The organism is Paenarthrobacter aurescens (assembly GCF_041549525.1).
GTDB lineage: Bacteria > Actinomycetota > Actinomycetes > Actinomycetales > Micrococcaceae > Arthrobacter > Arthrobacter aurescens.
Window position 1 is genome coordinate 417,179 of the sequence record NZ_CP157456.1, and the last position, 17,788, is coordinate 434,966.

Sequence of the window (17,788 nt, forward strand, 5' to 3'; positions counted from 1 at the left end):
CCCCATGCGTACCATCCGCCCGCTTCTGGCCGCCGTCGTCGCTGCTCTTGCTTTCGCTTCAGCCCTGCTGTTTTCGGCGGTGCCGGCTTCCGCGCACGATGTCGCCGAGTCAACCACGCCGGCTAACGGTGCCAGCGTGGCTGTTGTCCCGGCGTCGGTCTCCATCACGTTCAACAACCGCCCCTTGGCGATCGGTTCCGGTGTTACGGTGACTGCAGGTGGCGAGAATTGGGCTGACGGACCGGTGGAAATCATCGATAACCAGGCTGTTCAGAAGCTTCGCGAGGGCGCCCCCGCCGGCGAGTTCACGGTCACATGGCGCGTGGTCAGCTCCGATTCGCACCCTATTGAGGGCACCTTCACGTTCACGGCCGCCGCAGGAGGCTCGACGACGGCCAGTGGTACGGCGGGCGCCTCACCAGCGGCTACGGCTTCCTCCGCCGCGGTACCCACCGCAGGTACGGCTGCGCCCGGAACCGCTGCCAACAATGAACCGGCCGCCGATGCCTCCGAGCCTTTCCCGTGGAGCATCGTGGGCTTGGCTGTTGTAGCAGTTGGCCTTGTTATTTATCTCGCTGTTACCGCGCGGAGAAAATTGGCGGCGTCGAACGACTCAGATGGCGGCACTCCCGCGGAATAGCGGGGTTTTCTACGTAGCTGCGAATATCTCGGATCGGTTACCGCGACACGCCAGAAGGGCACTTCCCGTTACTTAAATGTGACTTCGCGGGAATCATCGCGTACGGTAGTACCTGTGCCTGTTCCACGTAGCGGGCACTTCCGGTCTGATTGCCTAGCTCTGCCGCAGTCCGGAATCCGTTCGCAGACAAACCTACGGCAGAGACGGGGAACCCAATTTAGGCCGCTTTCGAGCGCGCCTTGGGGTGAAGTCACGAAGCTTCCGCTCAACAGCGGGGGATAGTGGCCGGGTGACTCCCATCCGAATCCGACAGCTAACCTCGCAGGCATCGGGAGAGGCTCTTTCATGTCTTCACGCATTCTTCGCGGCCGTCGTAAGGCGGACAGCGTACGTCCTAATCCGTTCATCTCCATCTCGAAGGCAGTAGCCAGCAACGCTTCCGGCGCTGGCCGTCAGGCCGCTGTTATCGCAGCAGCCTCGGGCCTCGTTTTGACCGGCTCCATTGCTGCTCACGCAGCTGAGACCCCGGTTCAGCGCGATTCCAGCCCCGCAACGGTCGCCGAGACCGTTTCCGAGGCACCCACCAAAGTTGTTACCGCTCTGGCTACGGCTACCGTCAACTTCGAGCGCCCGGCAGTTGCTTCCGTAGCAGCCCCGGTCATCGAGAAGCCGGCTCCCGTTGTTGAGGCACCTGTAGCCAAGAAGGCAGCCGTCACCACCGCTGCAGCAACGGCCCCCGTTGCCGCTCAGGCTGCAGTTGCTGCTGCACCTGTAGCTGCCGCACCGGCTGCTCCGGCTCCCGCTCCCGTAGCTGCTGCTCCCGCCGTTGGCGGAGTCAACGCAGCCATGGTTGCTTCGGCTTACGCCCAGATCGGCGTGTTCCAGGACTGCACCGCCATGGTCGAAAAGGCCCTCGGCTCCGCAGGTATCCCGGTTGGCGACCTCGGTCCCATGCAGTTCATGAACTACGGCCGGGTTGTCAGCGATCCCCAGCCCGGCGACATGATCGTCCAGTCCGGCCACGTTGCTATCTACATCGGCAACGGCCAGGCAATCAGCGGCGGCATCAACGGCAACCAGACGGGCATCCACCCGATCAGCTGGTTGACCGCTACGGGTCCCCTGACCTACGTACGCGCTGGCGCATAAAGCCCCACGCTTCAGTTCAAAGGCCGGCACCTTTGAAGACATACGTCTTCGAGGGTGCCGGCCTTTGGCGTTAAGTTCTGTTCGGAAAAGTTCAGTACAGTAAGTCCGGCTCAGCGCAGTAAGTCCGGCTCAGCGCAGTAAGTCCGACGGCGGATGGCGCAGCTGTGCTGGCTGGCCTGGTTAGTGGGTGCTGCTAGGCGATGGCGATGCCGGGAACGGACGGCAGGGCAACCTTGGCGGAAATCGCTTGGCCCACTGCCTTGGCTTGCCGCAGCACTTCCTTGGGGGAAGGCGTGATGAGGTCACCTACGCCCACAAGGTGCATTCCGAGGGCCCTCATGGCCGCGGCGAAATTCTGTCCCACAGCTATGCCAAGCTCGGCCAGCATGCGCCGCAGCTGGCTTTGGGCGCAGCGCGTCACCACCACGTGGTCTGCCAGGAGCACGCCGTGTGCCGTATGGACCGCCCATTGCCGCGGGGTTGATTCCAGGGGGCCGGACGCGTGGAGTCCGGTCCTGAGGCCTGCTGTAGTCATGCTTGCGGCAAGCCCGTACCCGATTTGCCGGGAGGGGTCCGAGCCCAGGAAATCAAGGCGGACGGCGCGGGTGGTATTGCGAACATCCAGATGATGGTTGGCGGCGTAGTTCCGCAAGTGCCGGAGGATTTCGTTGCGTTCCTGCAGTGATGCGGGATCTGCGGCGTCGGTGCGTTGGAGCATGCCTGTATGGACGGACGGTCCTGTGGCGGACAGCGCCCCGAAACCGTCCACAACGATTGAACCCACGCCGTAGCGGCTGAGTTCGCTGGCAACTGCCAAGCCGGACAAGCCGGCTCCGATGACCACGGTGGTGGTGCGTTCCGTGCCGGAATCAGGCGTGAGTGACACTGCTTGGTTCCTCCTTGACGTGTGTGCCTTACGGCATCGCGTGGGATCGCGTCCGAGTTCCCCAAGCGGCCGCAAACAAATGACCGGGCGTGTGGTGTGAAACACGTTTGCCGGTCATTCGGTGACTCGAACACTACCGAACTTTTTCGGCCATGGATAGCCTCTTCGACGGCGCGTTTTGTCTGTTCGTCGGGAGCGCAATATGGACAGCCGGGAACCGAGCCCTGACCGTTATGCACATAGCCCAATGTCGTCTTGATTCGCCACTGCTGACCGAGAATAGTGGGCATTGGGAGGAGGAATTTTTCGAGTTTCTCCTGCCCCGGCCATTGACAATGAAACAGTCATGAAGTTCCACGGATGGAACCTCTGGCAGAATAGCCGGAACATCAAGCAGTAGGTGGAGAGGCAGGCCCCCATGGACCAGCACGGCAGACACAATGAAGAGTCGCAGGACGGCCAGGACCAGGTTGTGGAACCGGGCGGCATCGTCGTAGGAGTGGACGGTTCAGAGCACGGTCAGTGTGCCTTGGTGTGGGCCGCACGGGAAGCGGAGCGCCGCCAACTGCCCCTGCACATTGTCACGGCATATTCCGTGCCCATTTTTGCGGCTTCCGGCTTGGACGGCGGCTATGCAACAGTTGATGATTCCGTGATCCGCGATGGCGCTGACGCGATCGTTCGCCAGGCGCTGGACAAGGTCTCCGGATACGCCATTGACGTTGATGCTTCAGTGGAGAACGGCGATGCCGCCGGCGTCCTGCTGGACCTCTCCGAGGACGCCGCGCTGCTTGTCTTTGGCAGCCGTGGCCGTGGTGGATTCGTCGGCCGTCTGCTGGGCTCGGTGAGTAGTGCCTTGCCCGCGCACGCCAAATGCCCCACGGTGACGGTTCCGCTTTATTGCGCGGACCGGCTGGGCGAGAACACCGAGGACAAGCACATCAAGGCCGAGCACGCCAAGACGGGCCCGCGGAAGGTGGAAAACGTTGTTGCGGTAGGCGTTGACGGTTCGGAACAGGCGCGCGTTGCCGTGCTTGAAGCTGCCGAGGAAGCCCAACGCATGGGAGCCACGCTCCGCGTCATCTGTGCTGTCCCGCAGTACAGCGGTTCCCTGGCCTGGGTTCCGGCTCCGCTGGATCGCGATGCACTCTTTGCGGACATCAGGGTCCAGCTCGACGCTGGTGTTGCGTGGCTCAGAAGCCACTTCCCATCGTTGGCCATAGAGACAGAACTCCGTGACGGCTCCCCGGTTGATGTACTGGTGGAAACGAGCCGGACCGTGGAACTGGTGGTTTTGGGTACGCGTGGCCGCGGCGGGTTCGCGGGGATGCTGCTGGGTTCAACATCTGACGGCGTCCTGCACCACGCCAAGGGGCCGGTTCTGGTTGTTCCGGACCGGGAGGACCCGCGGCTGGCTGACCGTCACAAGTTCGGGCCCATGCTCGGCGCTGCCTAAGCCGTCCAATGCTCGTCATGGACCTCGCCGAGATCCGTGGAACCATGCTGCCGAATGTCGGTGGCAAGGCAGCGAATCTCGGCGAGCTGGCATTGGCAGGTCTGCCGGTGCCAACCGGCTTTTGCCTCACAACGGCTGCATACCGGCAGGCACTGGCGGGGGCGGGCCTGGAGATCGTCCTGAAAGAACAGGGGGATGCCAGTGCATCGGGCGTGGAACACCTCAATGATCTTGCCGCCCGTGCCAGGTCTTTGGTGCTCCAGGCAGGGGTGCCGGACGCAATTGCTGAAGCGGTCAGGTCAGCTTATGAAGCGCTGGGGGACAACGTTCCCGTAGCTGTGAGGTCCTCTGCCACGGCTGAGGACCTGCCGTTCGCGAGCTTCGCCGGGCAACAGGACACTTTCCTGAACGTTGTGGGCGTAGACCCGGTCCTGGACGCTGTAAGCCGCTGCTGGGCCTCACTATGGACTGACCGTGCTGTGAACTACCGGACCAGCAACGGAATCGATCATGCAACTGTGGCACTCGCCGTGGTGGTTCAGGAAATGGTGGACTCCACAACGGCGGGAGTCATGTTTACCGCCAATCCCGTAACGGGGAACCGCCATGAAACCGTCATTGATGCCAGCCCCGGACTGGGTGAAGCAGTAGTTTCCGGCGCCGTAAATCCGGATCACTACGTTGTGGACACCTTGCAGGGTCGGATTCTGAGCAGGACCCTGGGGGACAGGCAGGTTCAGATCCGGGCACTCCCCGGCGGTGGGACGGAACGTCTTGAGCGGCGCCATCAGGCCATGCCGGATGACTCGCTTCCGCAGCCTTGCCTCAGCGATGCCCAGGTCCTCGCGCTCGCCGCACTGGGCAGTGAGGTCCAGGAGCTTTACGGTGCCCCACAGGACACCGAGTGGGCTATGGACGCTGCAGGAAAGCTGTGGCTCACCCAAGCCAGGCCCATCACCACGCTGTACCCGCCAACCACCCGAAAACCGCCTGTGCCGGGCGAACACGCTTTCCTGAACTTCACCCTTGCGCAGGGCCTCACGCGGCCGCTGACGCCCATGGGGTTGGCTGGCATCCGTCTCATCGCATCATGTGTGGCAAGGACTGCTGCCTTCGAAGTTCCTGACCCCCGGTCCGGACCTTCACCTTATTACGAGGCCGGTCAGCGCATCTTTTTCGATCTCACTGCGGTGCTGCGCAGCCGGGTGGGGCGGGCGATCGTTCCGAGGGTTTTCGACGTCATGGAAGCCCGCTCAGCGGCCCTGATGCGTGGACTCTTTGATGATCCCCGCTTCACCGTGTCCACCAAAACGCCGCTGAAACTCATTCGCCACCTTGCACCCGTGGCGGCCAAATATGGTGTTCCCCGGACGCTGGTTCGAGCCCTGTTCCGCCCAACAGCGTCCATGAATCGTGTTGAGGCGCTCTCCAAGGAACTGCGCCAGGCCCTTGCAGTGCCTCCGGAAGCCACACCCCAGCAGCGGCTGGGTCACGTCCAAAGAATCCTCGGAGAGGAAGTCTTCGCCACCGTGCCCCAGGTGCTGCCCCTTCCGGCGCTCGGTTTCGCCATGCTGGTGGTGGTGAGGCGCCTCCTTGGCGGGCAGGCACCCCTTAACGAACTCCAAACAGTGCTGCGAGGACTGCCCAACAACGTCACCACGGAGATGGACCTGGCTTTATGGCAGCTCGCCTCCAGTATCCGTAAGGATCCCGACGCCGTTGCCTCCATGAGCGGCCGGGCTCCGGCGGAGCTGGCCGAACAGTATCGGAACGGCGGCCTGCCGGAAGTTGCCCGGACCGGCCTGGAAGAGTTCCTCAGTACCTATGGGCACCGGGCCGTAGCCGAGATCGACCTCGGTATGCCGCGCTGGTCAAATGACCCTACGCATATCCTCGGTGTGGTGGCCAACTATCTGCTCCTCGCTGATGGTGCAGAAGCCCCGGATCAACAGTTCGTTCGGGCGGCCCGTGAAGCTGAGGAGCAGGTGGCCCGCTTGGTGGCCCGCGCCAGGACAAAGAGTCCGCTGCATAAAGCGGTGGTAAAGATCGCTTTGGACCGAACACGCCGGTTTGCCGGCTTGCGGGAGTTGCCCAAATACAACCTGGTGCTGGGGTTGTCCGCGGCCCGGGAGCAGTTGCTCCTGATCGGGAACCAACTTGCTGCGGAGCATCGGATCGAACGTGCTGAGGACGTCTTCTTCCTGGACCTCGACGACGTCGAGGTTGCCCTTGCGGGGGATGATCTCCGCGGAGTAATCGCCGAGCGTCGTGCAGCCTATGATCAGGAGCTCCGCCGCAGGCACATCCCCCGAATGCTGTTGTCTGACGGCACGGAACCCGAGGCTACGGCCGCCGCAGGCCGGGGCCTGCAGCGCCCAGGCACTTTGTCCGGCAGTCCGGCGTCGGCGGGTACTGTGTCCGCACGTGCCCGGGTCATCATGGATCCGGTGGGCGCCCGCCTGGAGCCCGGGGAGATCCTGGTAGCGCCTTCAACGGACCCTGGCTGGACACCGCTTTTCCTCACCGCCGGTGGGCTGGTCATGGAGATGGGAGGAGCCAACTCCCACGGCGCTGTGGTGGCCCGTGAATACGGCATACCTGCGGTGGTGGGTGTTCCTGAGGCAACCTCGCGCATCAGCACAGGTCAGCAGATCACCGTGGACGGCGCCGCTGGGACGGTGGACACGGAGAAGGTGGACACGGAGAAGCCGTAGCCCGGTAAGCCTCAGGCGTGCTGGTGGGACTCGTGCTCGGAGTGGCTCACTGGCTCCAGCTGGAAAGTGCAGTGCTCAGTGTCGAAGTGCCGGCCAAGGCAGGAGCCCAGTTGGTCAAGGATGCTGTCCGCCCCGGAAGCGTTGAGGACCTCGTCTTCCACCACCACGTGAGCTGAGAACACGGGCACCCCGGACGTGATGGTCCAGATGTGGATGTCGTGGGCGTCCACCACACCATCCACGGCAACAATGTGCTCCCGGATCATGTTCACGTCAACGCCCTTGGGGGTGGCCTCCAGGAGCACGTCCACCACATCACGGAGCAGGTGCCAGGCCCGCGGAATGATCATCAGGGCAATCAGCATGGAAGCCAGCGGATCAGCGGCACTGAATCCGGTGGTCATGATCACCACGGCCGCAACAATGACGGCGATCGAGCCAAGGAGATCACCGAGGACTTCCAGGTAGGCGCCGCGAACATTGAGGCTTTCCTTCTGCGCCCCCTGGAGGATCAGCAGGGAAATGAGGTTGGCCACGGCACCCAAGATCGCTGCCCAGAGCATGATGTCCGTCTGAATTTCGGCGGGTTCACCAAAGCGGCGGATGGCCTCGATCATGATCACCACGGCGATCACAATCAGGATCAGGGCGTTGGCCAGGGCGGCCAGAACCTCGGCCCTTTGGTACCCGTACGTCCGCTGGTCGCTTGCCGGCCGGGTAGCAATCCACGCCGCCATCAGGGCGATGAACACCCCGGCGGCGTCAGAAAGCATGTGTCCGGCGTCAGCGAGCAACGCCAGGGATCCGGATGCGACGGCGCCAACCACCTGAATGCCCACCACACCTAAGGTGATGGCCAGGACGGCAATAAGCCGCTTTCGGTGCTTGCCGGTTGCTGTGACTCCGTGGGAGTGGTTGTGGTCGTGCCCCATGCCTATAAGGCTAGCCCCAGCCGAGCTCATGCAAGCGGTCGTCATCTATTCCGAAATGGTGAGCTATCTCATGCACCACGGTAATGGCTACTTCGTCGATCACTTCTTCACGGGTGCTGCAGATGTTCAGGATGGGTTGGCGGAAGATGGTGATCCGGTCCGGGAGGGATCCTGCTTCCCACCATGAGTCGCGTTCGGTCAGCGGGACTCCCTCATAGAGGCCCAACAACACGGTGTCCGGATCTTCGCCGGGCTGAGGCGTGTAATCGTCTTCAATGAAGATCGCAACATTGTCCATTGCGCGGGCAGCCTTGGGCGGAATCAGCTGCAGGGCATCACTCACGGCTTCTTCAAAATCTTCCGGCGACATCTCGTAAGGACCTGAAATGTGGGCCTCATCAACAGGGTTGTTCTCCACAGGACTGTGCACCGCGTTCCGTTCCCGCAGCGGCGAGGATGGGCGATCGCCGTCGGGAACTATGGGCAGGCCGGGAGGAAGATTCGCGGGCATGTTTCGACTTTAGCCGCCCGCGCAGCTATGGCGCAGTGCGTGATGGGAGATACTGAACTCAATCCTCCTTTTCGACAGACACAGGAACCGCATGACCGGCACCGCTTCCCACGCACCTGAGCCCCTCGACGTCGTCGTTGTTGGTGAGGCACTGATCGACATTGTCCAGTCGGCCGACGGGCAGAAGGAATACCCTGGCGGATCGCCGGCCAATGTCTCCTACGGTCTTGGCCTGTTGGACGTGAAGACGGGCATTCTGACGGCGATCGGCCGGGACAAAAGGGGTGATGCGATCGCTGCGCACCTACAACGCGCAGGGGTGGTGTTATTGCCCGGGTCCATGTCCGCAGGTAAAACCGCCACAGCCACGGCCCGGATAACCGCCGACGGTTCCGCGGATTACACCTTCGACATCGACTGGGAGCTCGCGCCGCTCGCATTGCCCTACGCGCCCAGAATCCTGCACACAGGCTCCATCGCCACATTCCTGGAACCCGGTGCAAGCGTGGTCCGGAGCTTGCTGGAACAAGCCCAAGGCGGGTGCATGGTCACCTACGACCCCAACATCCGCCCCGACCTCCTGGGAAGTCACCGCGAGGCACTTTCACTGTTTGAGGAAATAGTGCCACTGACCGACGTGGTCAAACTCAGCGGCACCGACGCCCGCTGGCTCTATCCCGGCAAGGCGCCGGAGGATACGGCCAGGCACTTGTTGTCCCTTGGCACGGGGCTTGTTGTGGTGACCCAGGGCGTCAAGGGCTCACTCATGGCCACCCGGCACATACAGCTCACCGTTCCGGCGGTCCCGGCAACAGTTGCGGACACCATCGGTGCCGGCGACTCCTACACGGCGGCGCTCATCATGGGGTTGCTGCTGCGCGGCAGCGACGGGATGGCGCCCACCGTGCTGGAACGGATCGGCACCATCGCTTCCATGGCTGCTTCCATCGCCGTGGGCCGGCCAGGAGCCAACCCGCCCACGCACCGCGAACTGCTGATGGGCATGGCCCGCTAACTGCGGGGTCCGCGGCTCCTGCGTCGCGTCAAGCCGACGCCGATCAGGCAGACTACGCCGCCGATCAAGCCCCAGATGGTGGGGATCTCCTGAAGTACCGCCCAAGAAATGAGGATGGTGGTGCCAGGGACAAGGTAGGTAGTGGCGGCAAGCTTACCGGCCGAGATCAGGGACAGTGCATACGCCCACGTGGTGAAGGCGATCGCCGTGGGGAAGATGCCCAAATACACCAGGCCCAGCGTGGCCGGGAGCGGTGCCGCCTGGACTTCGGAGATCAGTTGGCCTGTCCAGGGCAGGCAGCAGATGGCACCCACCATGATGCCGAACCAGGTGGCCTGTCCTGCTGTGAACTTCCGGAGCACGGGTTTCTGCAGGATCGCGCTCACCGAGGCGAGCACAGCGGCAAGCAAGCACAACAGCACACCGGCCACATCCGCCGTCGAGCGCTGTCCGGAACCCAACGCAATCATTGCCACGCCGCAGAAGGCCACGCCGCTGCCGATCAGCAGCCACCGCGGGAAGCCCTCCTTGAGGAAGATTCCGGCAAGAATGGCGATGAGGATGGGGGAGACGTTGATGAGCATGGCGCTGGTTCCGGCGTCGAGCATGTGTTCCGCGGCGTTCAGCGCCACGTTGTAGCCGCCGAACCACATCACCCCGTACGCCACAATCGGCAACCACTCGCGGCCGCTCGGCCACACCTTCAGGGTTGGCAGCACCACGATTCCAAGCACGACGGCGGCAACCGCCAACCGTCCCAGCGTCAAGGAACCGGGGGAGAAACTGGGACCCACTGCGCGGATGCCCACGAAGGCAGAGGCCCAAAGGACCACCGTAATGATGACGGCGGCGATGCCGGATTTGCTGATGGCTGCTCCCGGCGCAGGGGTGGTGCGCGGGGACACGTCCGGAGAAGGCTGGCCGGGTTCGGCCGGGGTGGTGGTTGTCATGAGCCAAATCTATCCGCCAGGCTCCTGGCGCGGCTGGCGGTTTTCGGACGCGTCAGGACAAGATCCTGCCAAAGTTTGGCAAGGCCCCTCCGGGCGTCTGTTTTGTGGCCCGGGACACTCTTTGGAGCTCGATTTGGGAATATCGCCATCTATGCTCTAAAGTTTTAGAGTCCAGTTCGGACGAGCGAGACACGGAAAGAACGCGTAAAGCGTCCCTTTTCTTTGCGAAATCCGAATTGAGTTCAGGCCCCCATCGTCTAGCGGCCTAGGACACCGCCCTTTCACGGCGGCGGCACGGGTTCGAATCCCGTTGGGGGTACGCAAGGAAGTGGTAAACCGGATGAAAAAAGTCTGGTAAGCTAGAAGCCTTGAAAAAAACGCGGTAGAGATACTGCAAACGCAAGGCCCTGTAGCGCAGTTGGTTAGCGCGCCGCCCTGTCACGGCGGAGGTCGCGGGTTCAAGTCCCGTCAGGGTCGCTCTGAGCGCCGAAGAAATTCGGTTCTCAAGGTGACATGTCACCTAGGCTCTGTAGCTCAGTTGGTAGAGCGTTCGACTGAAAATCGAAAGGTCACCGGATCGACGCCGGTCGGAGCCACCACTGGGAAGCATCAGTTCTTCGGAGCTGGTGCTTTTCTTCTTAACGCGGATGGCAGGGTATTCGCTGTCCATTAGCCGCTCCGGGTATTAGAGGAAGCAGAAGTTGTGGGGAAACTTACCGATGGCCCCCTTTGGGCTCTTGTTCATGCTGAGCGGGCCGCGCTGGTGGAGGACCTGACTGGCCTAAGCGCCGAACAATGGCGTTACCGGACACTGTGTGGGCGCTGGGATGTAGAAGAAGTCCTCGCGCACCTAACGGCAGCGGCGAGCCTAAACCGGTGGCAGTGGCTTCGCAGCATGCTCGCTGCGCGTTTCCGTCCGGACGTGCACAACCAGCGCAGACTGGAGGAGCACCGTGGCAGAACACCGGCTGAGACCCTGGAACGGTTCCGCACCGTCATTCACAGCAGAACCGCACCTTCCTCCGATACTCCTGCATACCTGGGAGAGGTCGTAGTGCACGCCCAGGACATTCGCCGGCCGCTGGGGGTTACGCGTACGCCGAACATTGACGCGTTGACGCCCGTAGCGGAGTTCTACGCAGGCCGCGACTTCGCGGTTGCCAGCCGTACGCGCGCTGAGGGACTGGAGTTACGAGCCAATGACGGGCCCTTCATCGCCGGCACAGGACCGCTGGTTACGGGTACCACCCTCGCTCTCGTGATGGCCATGGCCGGACGCATCTCCTACCTTGAGGACCTCCAGGGTCCTGGTGTACCTACCCTTCGCTCACGCCTCGACGTCTCGGCCGCGAACCAGGTTTAGTGTCCCGCTTCCAAGGAAGTGGGACTGTTGACTGGTGGCGTTGAGGGCCCCTTCCCCCGGACGTCCCGGTCCCAACTAAAGAGATCGGGGAGGCGCGTTCAGGCGTCAGCTGAGCTGCGAGAGGAGACGACGCTCGACACGTTCCATGACGCCTGGAAACGTAGTTTCGTCGGCGTAGGCGCGGGTAATGATGAGTCCACCCTGGATCACGGCAACGGCGTCCAGCGCGTTCTCGTGGGCATCCTCAAGGTCAAGTCCTCCGCGGTGCAGCAGCGCGGCCAGCGCGTCGACCCAGTCTGCGAAGTATGTCTTGACCTCGCCGGCGAACGTTTCCTTCTCCTCGCCTAGTGTCATTGCGGCGAACAGGCAGACATTCTCGCGGGAGACGAAGTAGTCAGAGACTGCCTTCGTCATCGCTGAGACCGCGTCAGCGGCGTCAGTCGCGGAACGGAGTGGCGCGAAAACCTCATCCTCGAACCAGTCACTCACTTGGTCAAGCACGGCCCTGGCCATGTCTGTCTTCCCGTGTGGAAAGAAGTGGTACAGGCTGCCGCGACCGATGCCGGCCTCCTGCTGGATCACGGAAAGGGAGCTGCTCTCAAACCCTCGCCGGCGGAAAACGCCGGCGAGGGCGTGGACTGCGTCAGATCGTTCGAGAAGGGTGCGTGGCATTACAGTCCGAGGTCGCTCAAGCCGGGGTGATCCGCTGGACGAGGCCCGGAGGTATCCCAGAAGAACTTACGGTCGGCCTCGTCGATGGCGAGGTCGTTGATACTCGCGTGGCGGTGTGTCATGAGTCCTTCCTTGTCGAAGTGCCAGTTCTCGTTGCCGTAAGCGCGGAACCACTGGCCCGCTGCGTCATGGTACTCGTAGGCGAAGCGAACAGCAATGACGTCATCGGTGTAGGCCCACAGTTCCTTGATGAGCCGGTAGTCGAGCTCCCGTTCCCACTTATCGGCGAGAAACTCGACAATGGCGGCGCGACCCTGAACAAACGTCGAGCGATTGCGCCACCAGCTGTTCTCGCTGTACGCGAGGGAGATGCGCTCGGGGTCACGAGTATTCCAGCCGTCCTCGGCTGCACGCACCTTCTGAATGGCGGTCGCTTCGGTGTACGGGGGGAAGGGGGGACGAGACATTATGCGCTCCTTGATAATTAGCCTGTACCGAATAGTACAAGTTGTACTAAACGGTACAACTTTGAGCAGCCGCCGTCAACCCGTTTCTTGACGCTCTATGTGTGGGGGGAGAGTGATTTGTTGCCTGACTTCGACGGGGCCCGAGTGGCTTCCCTCCACCTGAACAGCGCCAGACATTGGGGCCGCCTGGAATATCGGCAGCCCGTCCGTCCCAGATGCACACCGTGAGCGGGCTGGGGACAGGATGTGAGAATTTCGGATCGATCTGCATGGCCGGAGCGCCGTTAGGCACTGAGGCATCGAGGGCATGTTGTTTCCACATGTAGCTGCAGAGGGCTAAGGCGTCTTTTATAGCTACGGCTGGAGGCGCGTCGTTGGTTTGGTCTGTGGTGCCCTGTGGTGCCCTGTGGCCTGCTCAGCATTTGCCGTAGCGGAGCTTGGAGCGCAGATGATCCCTGGCCACATTGTTGGCAGTGACGAGGAGCCACCCGCTGACCAGCAACCCCCTCAACAGGGAAATTGCCTGCAGATTTGTGCGACACGTTCTGCCGGGAGCGGGCACTTAGCTGATGCATATGCGTAGAAACGATCTACGCATCCAGTATCCAAGGAGACTGCAATGAGTCGTATTCGAACGAAACTCGCCACAAGCATCGCGGCGGCAGCCATCATCGGGATGTCGCTGGTCGGCGCTCCCGCAGCCAATGCCGAAACGATTGGTGACGGCACCACAGCCCCCACTCACGATTCCGGAACAGCTGTCATCCCGCTGTGCAATCCCTTCAGCGTGATCAAGTGGCTGACCGTGAACTTCACAGATCACGGCCGAGACATCGCGAATTACGAATTCACGCTGCAGACACCACTTGAAGTCGTTCAGTACGCAGGTGCCGACGCTTTGTTCCACATCCCTATGACGCTCTTCTCCCTCGGCGGCTTTACCAGCCCCACCACCTACTGCACGGTCGGGTACGAGCCCACAACCGGTATCTGAGTTCATGCAGAACGATGTCAAGGGCACCCACCCATCGAGACGATCCGTGCTGGCAGCGGGAATAGGTGCTGCGGCTGTGGCTACCTGGTCTCAAGTTGGCGTCATGCCTCGGGCCGCAGCGGCTCCAAGCGAGGTTCCGATCGGGTTTCCGGAGGGTATTGACCTTTATCGTCGAGTCTTCAGGAACTGGGATACCACCATTGAGACTGAAGGCCTCTGGACCTGCAAACCTCGGAATCCTGCAGAAGTTGTCGCCGCGGTTAATTGGGCCGCCAATGCCGGGTACAGGGTCCGGCCTCAAGGATTCGGTCACAGTTGGTCGCCCATAGTCGTCGGTGACCGCACATCCGCAGACTCGAAGATCGTTCTGGTCGACACCTCGGAACTCAACAATATGAGCATCGAAGGTACCGATAAGTTACGTGTGCAAGCTGGGGCAGAGATGCAAACGGTACTTGCGTTCCTCGCTCGGATCGACCGCTGCTTCATCGGGGCCCCGGCGCCCGGCAATATCAGTGTCGGTGGCGCTCTCGCCATCAACGGTCATGGCACCAACCTCCCGGGCCCGGGGGAAGACGTGCCTGAAAATTCAACCTACGGCACTCTCAGCAACACTGTGATTGAACTGACTGCCGTCGTTTGGGACGAGGTCGGACAGGCCTACGCACTGCGCACCTACGAGCGCACCGACGCCGACATCTCCGCTCTGCTGGTGAGCCTGGGTAGGACGTTTATCACTGAAGTCGTCATGCAAACCGTCGCGAATTACTATATTCGCTGCCGTAATTCAACGTCGATCCACCGCAAAGAACTGTTTGCCCCGCCGTCGTCTGCTGACGGCCGTACACTCAGCTCCTTGCTGGATCGGCATGGCCGCGTCGGCATCATCTGGTTTGCCATGACCGACTACCCGTGGATTCAAACCTGGGACGTCACGCCAAATCGTCCGCTCCTGAGTCGACAAACCTGGGGGCCCTACAATTACCCGTTCGCCGATAATCTGCCGGATAGTGCTGCATCTCTTGTCTCGCAAATAACTCGTGGTGCCTGGCATTTGACACCTGCCGCAACGGGCGCGCAGCTGGCTGCTGTGGTTGCCGGATTGACGGCTTTCGGGGCCCGCGACATGTGGGGTGAAGCCAAGAACTTCATTCACTTCGTTAAACCCACAACGCTTCGCGTCTCTGCCGGTAGCCACGTCGTCATAACGCGACGTGACATGGTCCAGCAGGTGGTGCACGACTTCACAGAGCATTACCTGAAACTCATTGAGGATCACCGGCGCGAGGGCGATTACCCGGCGAACAATACATGTGAGATCAGAGTGACGGGCTTGGACTATCCAGAAGATACGGGGATCCCGGGCGCACGGACGGCAACTTTGTCCGGCGCCGCGCCGGTTCCGGGTCGCCCTGATCTGGATACGGCTGTCTGGCTCGATGTGTTGAATTTGCCGGGAACTCCGAAGTCTGATGAGTTTTTCATGGGACTGGAGTCATGGTTCATCAATTTGCCGGTCGAGATCGGCGTAGCTCGACCAGAGTGGGCCAAGCGTTTTGCCACCTCCGCTGCCGGCCCGTGGACAGAGGTTGATCATCTGGAACGATGGATTCCTCAGCAAGTGGCAGGGTGGAGTGAAGCCATGGCAACGCTTGATCGACTCGATGCAAGAGGTGTCTTCCGTGCCGAAATTCATGATCGCTTGATGCCACGGACCAGACGCTGACTCTGCGGCATTTCAGCACCGCCTAAAAAGTGTCGGCCACCCGCCCTGAGCTGATTCACCAGCTCAGGGCGGGCGTCGAGGGCAGATGCGCTGGGGCGGCATAGCGGGCACCTTGACGTTGCGCTGCCCCCGGCAACTTTCCTTCGCTCAAAACCTCCGGCAGAAAGACTATTGACGCCTCCAATTCCTCATGACACGATGATGACCACAAGTTGATACCGGTATCAACTTGTTTCAAAGCCCAAAGGTTGTCATACGAAAGGACCGTCCGTGCTTGGCTTCAAAGAAGAGGAATTCCTCACCCAGACCCGCAGCGCACTGGCACTGCAGGGGCAGATCGAATCGGTGGTCAGCACCATCCAGGAGCGGGAACTGACCAATCTGTTCCTCATCGGAGCCGGTGGAACCTACGCCGCGATGCTGCCCTACGAGCACTTCATCCGGTCCCGCTCCACCCTGCCCGTCCGTGCTTCCATCGGCAAAGAGCTGATGCTCACCGGGGATCCCACCTTCGGCCCCGGCTCGGTGGCAGTTTTTGCCTCGGTTTCGGGAACCACTGAGGACGTCATTGAGGCCATCGAGTTCGCCAAGGCCAAGGGCGCCTACACCATCGGCTTCACAGGTTTCGGTGACAGCCCATTCGCCAAAGCCCTGGACGTTGCCCTGGTAACAGAACCCAAAACCTGGCCGTTCGATATCCCCATGATCCTGTTGAGCACCCGTCTGCTCGCCGCGAGAGGCGAATTTGAAGGATACGAAGAACTGGCGGCAGAACTGCAGACCGTTCCTGAGAGCCTGGTGGGCGTCGCACAACAAGCAGAGTCCGTGGCAGAAGCGTTTGCCGAGAAGAACAAGGACGCTGACTACCACTTCCTGGTGGGCACCGGAAACCTTTGGGGCCTCACCTACCTCTATTCCATGTGCATCCTGGAAGAGATGCAGTGGCTCCGAACCACCCGTGTGCACGGCGCCGAGTTCTTCCACGGGTCCCTCGAACTGATCGAGGAAGACACCAGCCTCCTGTTGCTGGTGGGCGAGGATGAAACACGCCCGCTGATGGATCGTGTGGCTAAGTTCGCCGAAAACTACAACAAGAACACCACCTTGCTGGACAGCAAGGACTACGAACTTCCGGGCGTTAGCCCTCGGTTCCGCGCGCTGCTGTCCCCGCTGATTCTGGATACCGTCCTTGACCGGTTCAGCAAACACCTTGAGCGCGTACGCAACCACTCCCTGGATCTCCGCCGCTACTACCGGGTGGTCGAATACTGACCAAAACCAAGCCCGCGAAGGCATCAGGCCGCGCTGCGGGTCCGGCTCGGCCCGGGCCCGCAGATTCGAGACAGGAAGAGCATGAAAATAATCGGGTTCGGGGACAACATTGTGGACCGTTTTCTCGACCGCAAAGTGATGTACCCCGGGGGGAACTGCGTAAATGTCGCGGTATTCGCCCGTCGGCTCGGTATCGAGTCCGCCTACCTCGGGGTATTCGGCTCGGATCCCTTGGGCGTCTTTGTCCGCGACGCCATTGATGCCGAGGGCGTTGACACCAGCAAATGCATCGTCCGCGACGGCCTCAACGGGGTCACTGAAATCAAGGTAGTGGACGGGGACCGCATCTTCCTGGGCTGGAATGAAGGGGGCGTCACCATAAGTGATCCCTTCATCCTGAATGAGGAACACCTGAAGTATCTGGCCTCAGCCGATCTGGTGCATTCGAGTGTCTATTCTGCGTCGGAAGACCAGCTGCCTGCCGTTCGAAGCACTGGAGCCCTGGTCAGTTTTGACTACTCGTCTGAGCCGGAACGCCGAACAGATTCCTACGTGATGCGGACGGCGCCCTACGTGGACCTGGCGCTGTTGTCGTGCGGAAACGCGACCGTTGCCGCCGTCGAGCATGACCTCAAACGCGTGCACGCGGCGGGCGTTTCGCTCGCGGTGGGGACGCGCGGCCAGGCAGGGGCAATGATGTACGACGGCGAACACTTCCTCACGCAGTCGGCCGCCCCTACCGATCCGCTCCGGTTTGCCGACACGATGGGTTGCGGCGATGCCTTCCTGTCCGGCCTCGTGGTCAGTTTGCTTGGCTCCGGTTGGAGCCGAACGTACCGGCCGCCGGCTGACGCTTTGCAGAGGGCGCTGGCCCAAGGGTCCGAATATGCAGCGGAGCAATGTTATGTGGAGGGCGCTTTCGGTTACGGCCGGGCGGTCGAAGTAGCGGCCGGGCCCTCGCGGTAGCAGCCCTGCCCTCGCGCCAGCAGCCCTGCCCTCGCGCCAGCAACTAGGATCTGATGCAGAGATAAATCAACGGAC

General features: G+C 61.7%; 16 protein-coding genes, 3 tRNA genes and 1 riboswitch. Of the genes, 13 read left to right on the forward strand and 6 right to left on the reverse strand.

Annotated features, from left to right (window positions below):
* The first annotated feature begins 4 nt into the window (after positions 1-4).
* Positions 5-640, forward strand: coding sequence for a copper resistance protein CopC (locus ABI796_RS02095; RefSeq protein WP_141286308.1), 636 nt, complete (start codon positions 5-7; stop codon positions 638-640).
* A 150-nt stretch (positions 641-790) separates the two neighbouring features.
* Positions 791-982: riboswitch (cyclic di-AMP (ydaO/yuaA leader) on the forward strand.
* A gap of 3 nt (positions 983-985) precedes the next feature.
* Positions 986-1,789 (forward strand): NlpC/P60 family protein, encoded by an 804-nt coding sequence (locus tag ABI796_RS02100; RefSeq protein WP_141286306.1) that lies wholly within the window; start codon positions 986-988, stop codon positions 1,787-1,789.
* A gap of 193 nt (positions 1,790-1,982) precedes the next feature.
* Here the strand turns inward: ABI796_RS02100 and ABI796_RS02105 are convergent, their stop codons facing one another.
* Positions 1,983-2,675, reverse strand: a complete 693-nt coding sequence (locus tag ABI796_RS02105; protein ID WP_141286304.1) for an FAD-binding protein — start codon at positions 2,673-2,675, stop codon at positions 1,983-1,985.
* A 418-nt stretch (positions 2,676-3,093) separates the two neighbouring features.
* Between ABI796_RS02105 and ABI796_RS02110 the strand changes: the two genes are divergently transcribed.
* On the forward strand, positions 3,094-4,131 hold the full coding sequence (locus tag ABI796_RS02110) for a universal stress protein (RefSeq protein WP_141286302.1): 1,038 nt from the start codon (positions 3,094-3,096) through the stop codon (positions 4,129-4,131).
* An 8-nt stretch (positions 4,132-4,139) separates the two neighbouring features.
* Positions 4,140-6,845 (forward strand): PEP/pyruvate-binding domain-containing protein, encoded by a 2,706-nt coding sequence (locus tag ABI796_RS02115; RefSeq protein WP_141286300.1) that lies wholly within the window; start codon positions 4,140-4,142, stop codon positions 6,843-6,845.
* Positions 6,846-6,856: 11 nt separating this feature from the next.
* Here ABI796_RS02115 and ABI796_RS02120 read toward each other — a convergent pair whose 3' ends face one another.
* Both ABI796_RS02120 and ABI796_RS02125 read right to left on the reverse strand, forming a co-directional pair.
* The gene (locus ABI796_RS02120; RefSeq protein ID WP_141286298.1) at positions 6,857-7,777 is read right to left on the reverse strand and encodes a cation diffusion facilitator family transporter; all 921 of its coding nucleotides are present in this window, start codon (positions 7,775-7,777) and stop codon (positions 6,857-6,859) included.
* Between the two features lie 10 nt (positions 7,778-7,787).
* Positions 7,788-8,288 carry a metallopeptidase family protein gene (locus tag ABI796_RS02125; RefSeq protein WP_141286296.1) on the reverse strand — a complete coding sequence of 167 codons (501 nt, stop codon included), beginning with the start codon at positions 8,286-8,288 and terminating at the stop codon, positions 7,788-7,790.
* Between the two features lie 91 nt (positions 8,289-8,379).
* Between ABI796_RS02125 and ABI796_RS02130 the strand changes: the two genes are divergently transcribed.
* Entirely contained in the window at positions 8,380-9,303 is a 924-nt protein-coding gene (locus tag ABI796_RS02130) for a carbohydrate kinase (RefSeq protein WP_141286294.1), read from the forward strand.
* On the opposite strand, the gene ABI796_RS02135 is transcribed toward ABI796_RS02130, so the two are convergent.
* Positions 9,300-10,253, reverse strand: coding sequence for a DMT family transporter (locus ABI796_RS02135; RefSeq protein WP_141286292.1), 954 nt, complete (start codon positions 10,251-10,253; stop codon positions 9,300-9,302). The two genes, ABI796_RS02130 and ABI796_RS02135, sit on opposite strands and share 4 nt — an antisense overlap.
* A gap of 246 nt (positions 10,254-10,499) precedes the next feature.
* Here ABI796_RS02135 and ABI796_RS02140 point away from each other — a divergent pair.
* The 4 genes from ABI796_RS02140 (at position 10,500) to ABI796_RS02155 (ending at position 11,616) form a co-directional block, all read left to right on the forward strand.
* A tRNA-Glu gene (locus ABI796_RS02140) sits at positions 10,500-10,572 on the forward strand.
* Positions 10,573-10,656: 84 nt separating this feature from the next.
* Positions 10,657-10,730 (forward strand) — tRNA-Asp (locus ABI796_RS02145).
* 46 nt (positions 10,731-10,776) lie between these two features.
* Positions 10,777-10,852: transfer RNA gene (locus tag ABI796_RS02150), tRNA-Phe, on the forward strand.
* 104 nt (positions 10,853-10,956) lie between these two features.
* The gene (locus ABI796_RS02155; RefSeq protein WP_141286290.1) at positions 10,957-11,616 is read left to right on the forward strand and encodes a maleylpyruvate isomerase family mycothiol-dependent enzyme; all 660 of its coding nucleotides are present in this window, start codon (positions 10,957-10,959) and stop codon (positions 11,614-11,616) included.
* Positions 11,617-11,721: 105 nt separating this feature from the next.
* On the opposite strand, the gene ABI796_RS02160 is transcribed toward ABI796_RS02155, so the two are convergent.
* Positions 11,722-12,288, reverse strand: a complete 567-nt coding sequence (locus ABI796_RS02160) for a TetR/AcrR family transcriptional regulator (protein WP_141286288.1) — start codon at positions 12,286-12,288, stop codon at positions 11,722-11,724.
* Positions 12,288-12,755, reverse strand: coding sequence for a nuclear transport factor 2 family protein (locus ABI796_RS02165; protein ID WP_141286286.1), 468 nt, complete (start codon positions 12,753-12,755; stop codon positions 12,288-12,290). The genes ABI796_RS02160 and ABI796_RS02165 overlap by 1 nt, the downstream gene beginning before the upstream one ends.
* A 619-nt stretch (positions 12,756-13,374) precedes the next feature.
* Between ABI796_RS02165 and ABI796_RS02170 the strand changes: the two genes are divergently transcribed.
* The 4 genes from ABI796_RS02170 (at position 13,375) to ABI796_RS02185 (ending at position 17,713) form a co-directional block, all read left to right on the forward strand.
* Positions 13,375-13,749, forward strand: a complete 375-nt coding sequence (locus ABI796_RS02170; RefSeq protein WP_141286284.1) for a hypothetical protein — start codon at positions 13,375-13,377, stop codon at positions 13,747-13,749.
* 4 nt (positions 13,750-13,753) lie between these two features.
* On the forward strand, positions 13,754-15,475 hold the full coding sequence (locus ABI796_RS02175) for a cholesterol oxidase substrate-binding domain-containing protein (protein WP_141286282.1): 1,722 nt from the start codon (positions 13,754-13,756) through the stop codon (positions 15,473-15,475).
* Between the two features lie 270 nt (positions 15,476-15,745).
* Positions 15,746-16,747 carry an SIS domain-containing protein gene (locus ABI796_RS02180; RefSeq protein WP_141286280.1) on the forward strand — a complete coding sequence of 334 codons (1,002 nt, stop codon included), beginning with the start codon at positions 15,746-15,748 and terminating at the stop codon, positions 16,745-16,747.
* Between the two features lie 81 nt (positions 16,748-16,828).
* Entirely contained in the window at positions 16,829-17,713 is an 885-nt protein-coding gene (locus ABI796_RS02185; RefSeq protein WP_141286278.1) for a PfkB family carbohydrate kinase, read from the forward strand.
* The last annotated feature ends 75 nt before the right edge of the window (positions 17,714-17,788 follow it).

What these genes read in the sequence shown, in the direction of transcription:
- ABI796_RS02095 (WP_141286308.1), top strand. Translation starts at nt 5, where the DNA reads ATGCGTACCATCCGCCCGCTTCTGGCCGCCGTCGTCGCTGCTCTTGCT.
- ABI796_RS02100 (WP_141286306.1), top strand. Translation starts at nt 986, where the DNA reads ATGTCTTCACGCATTCTTCGCGGCCGTCGTAAGGCGGACAGCGTACGT.
- ABI796_RS02110 (WP_141286302.1), top strand. Translation starts at nt 3,094, where the DNA reads ATGGACCAGCACGGCAGACACAATGAAGAGTCGCAGGACGGCCAGGAC.
- ABI796_RS02115 (WP_141286300.1), top strand. Translation starts at nt 4,140, where the DNA reads ATGCTCGTCATGGACCTCGCCGAGATCCGTGGAACCATGCTGCCGAAT.
- ABI796_RS02120 (WP_141286298.1), bottom strand. Translation starts at nt 7,777, where the DNA reads ATGGGGCACGACCACAACCACTCCCACGGAGTCACAGCAACCGGCAAG.
- ABI796_RS02125 (WP_141286296.1), bottom strand. Translation starts at nt 8,288, where the DNA reads ATGCCCGCGAATCTTCCTCCCGGCCTGCCCATAGTTCCCGACGGCGAT.
- ABI796_RS02130 (WP_141286294.1), top strand. Translation starts at nt 8,380, where the DNA reads ATGACCGGCACCGCTTCCCACGCACCTGAGCCCCTCGACGTCGTCGTT.
- ABI796_RS02135 (WP_141286292.1), bottom strand. Translation starts at nt 10,253, where the DNA reads ATGACAACCACCACCCCGGCCGAACCCGGCCAGCCTTCTCCGGACGTG.
- ABI796_RS02160 (WP_141286288.1), bottom strand. Translation starts at nt 12,288, where the DNA reads ATGCCACGCACCCTTCTCGAACGATCTGACGCAGTCCACGCCCTCGCC.
- ABI796_RS02165 (WP_141286286.1), bottom strand. Translation starts at nt 12,755, where the DNA reads ATGTCTCGTCCCCCCTTCCCCCCGTACACCGAAGCGACCGCCATTCAG.
- ABI796_RS02170 (WP_141286284.1), top strand. Translation starts at nt 13,375, where the DNA reads ATGAGTCGTATTCGAACGAAACTCGCCACAAGCATCGCGGCGGCAGCC.
- ABI796_RS02175 (WP_141286282.1), top strand. Translation starts at nt 13,754, where the DNA reads ATGCAGAACGATGTCAAGGGCACCCACCCATCGAGACGATCCGTGCTG.
- ABI796_RS02185 (WP_141286278.1), top strand. Translation starts at nt 16,829, where the DNA reads ATGAAAATAATCGGGTTCGGGGACAACATTGTGGACCGTTTTCTCGAC.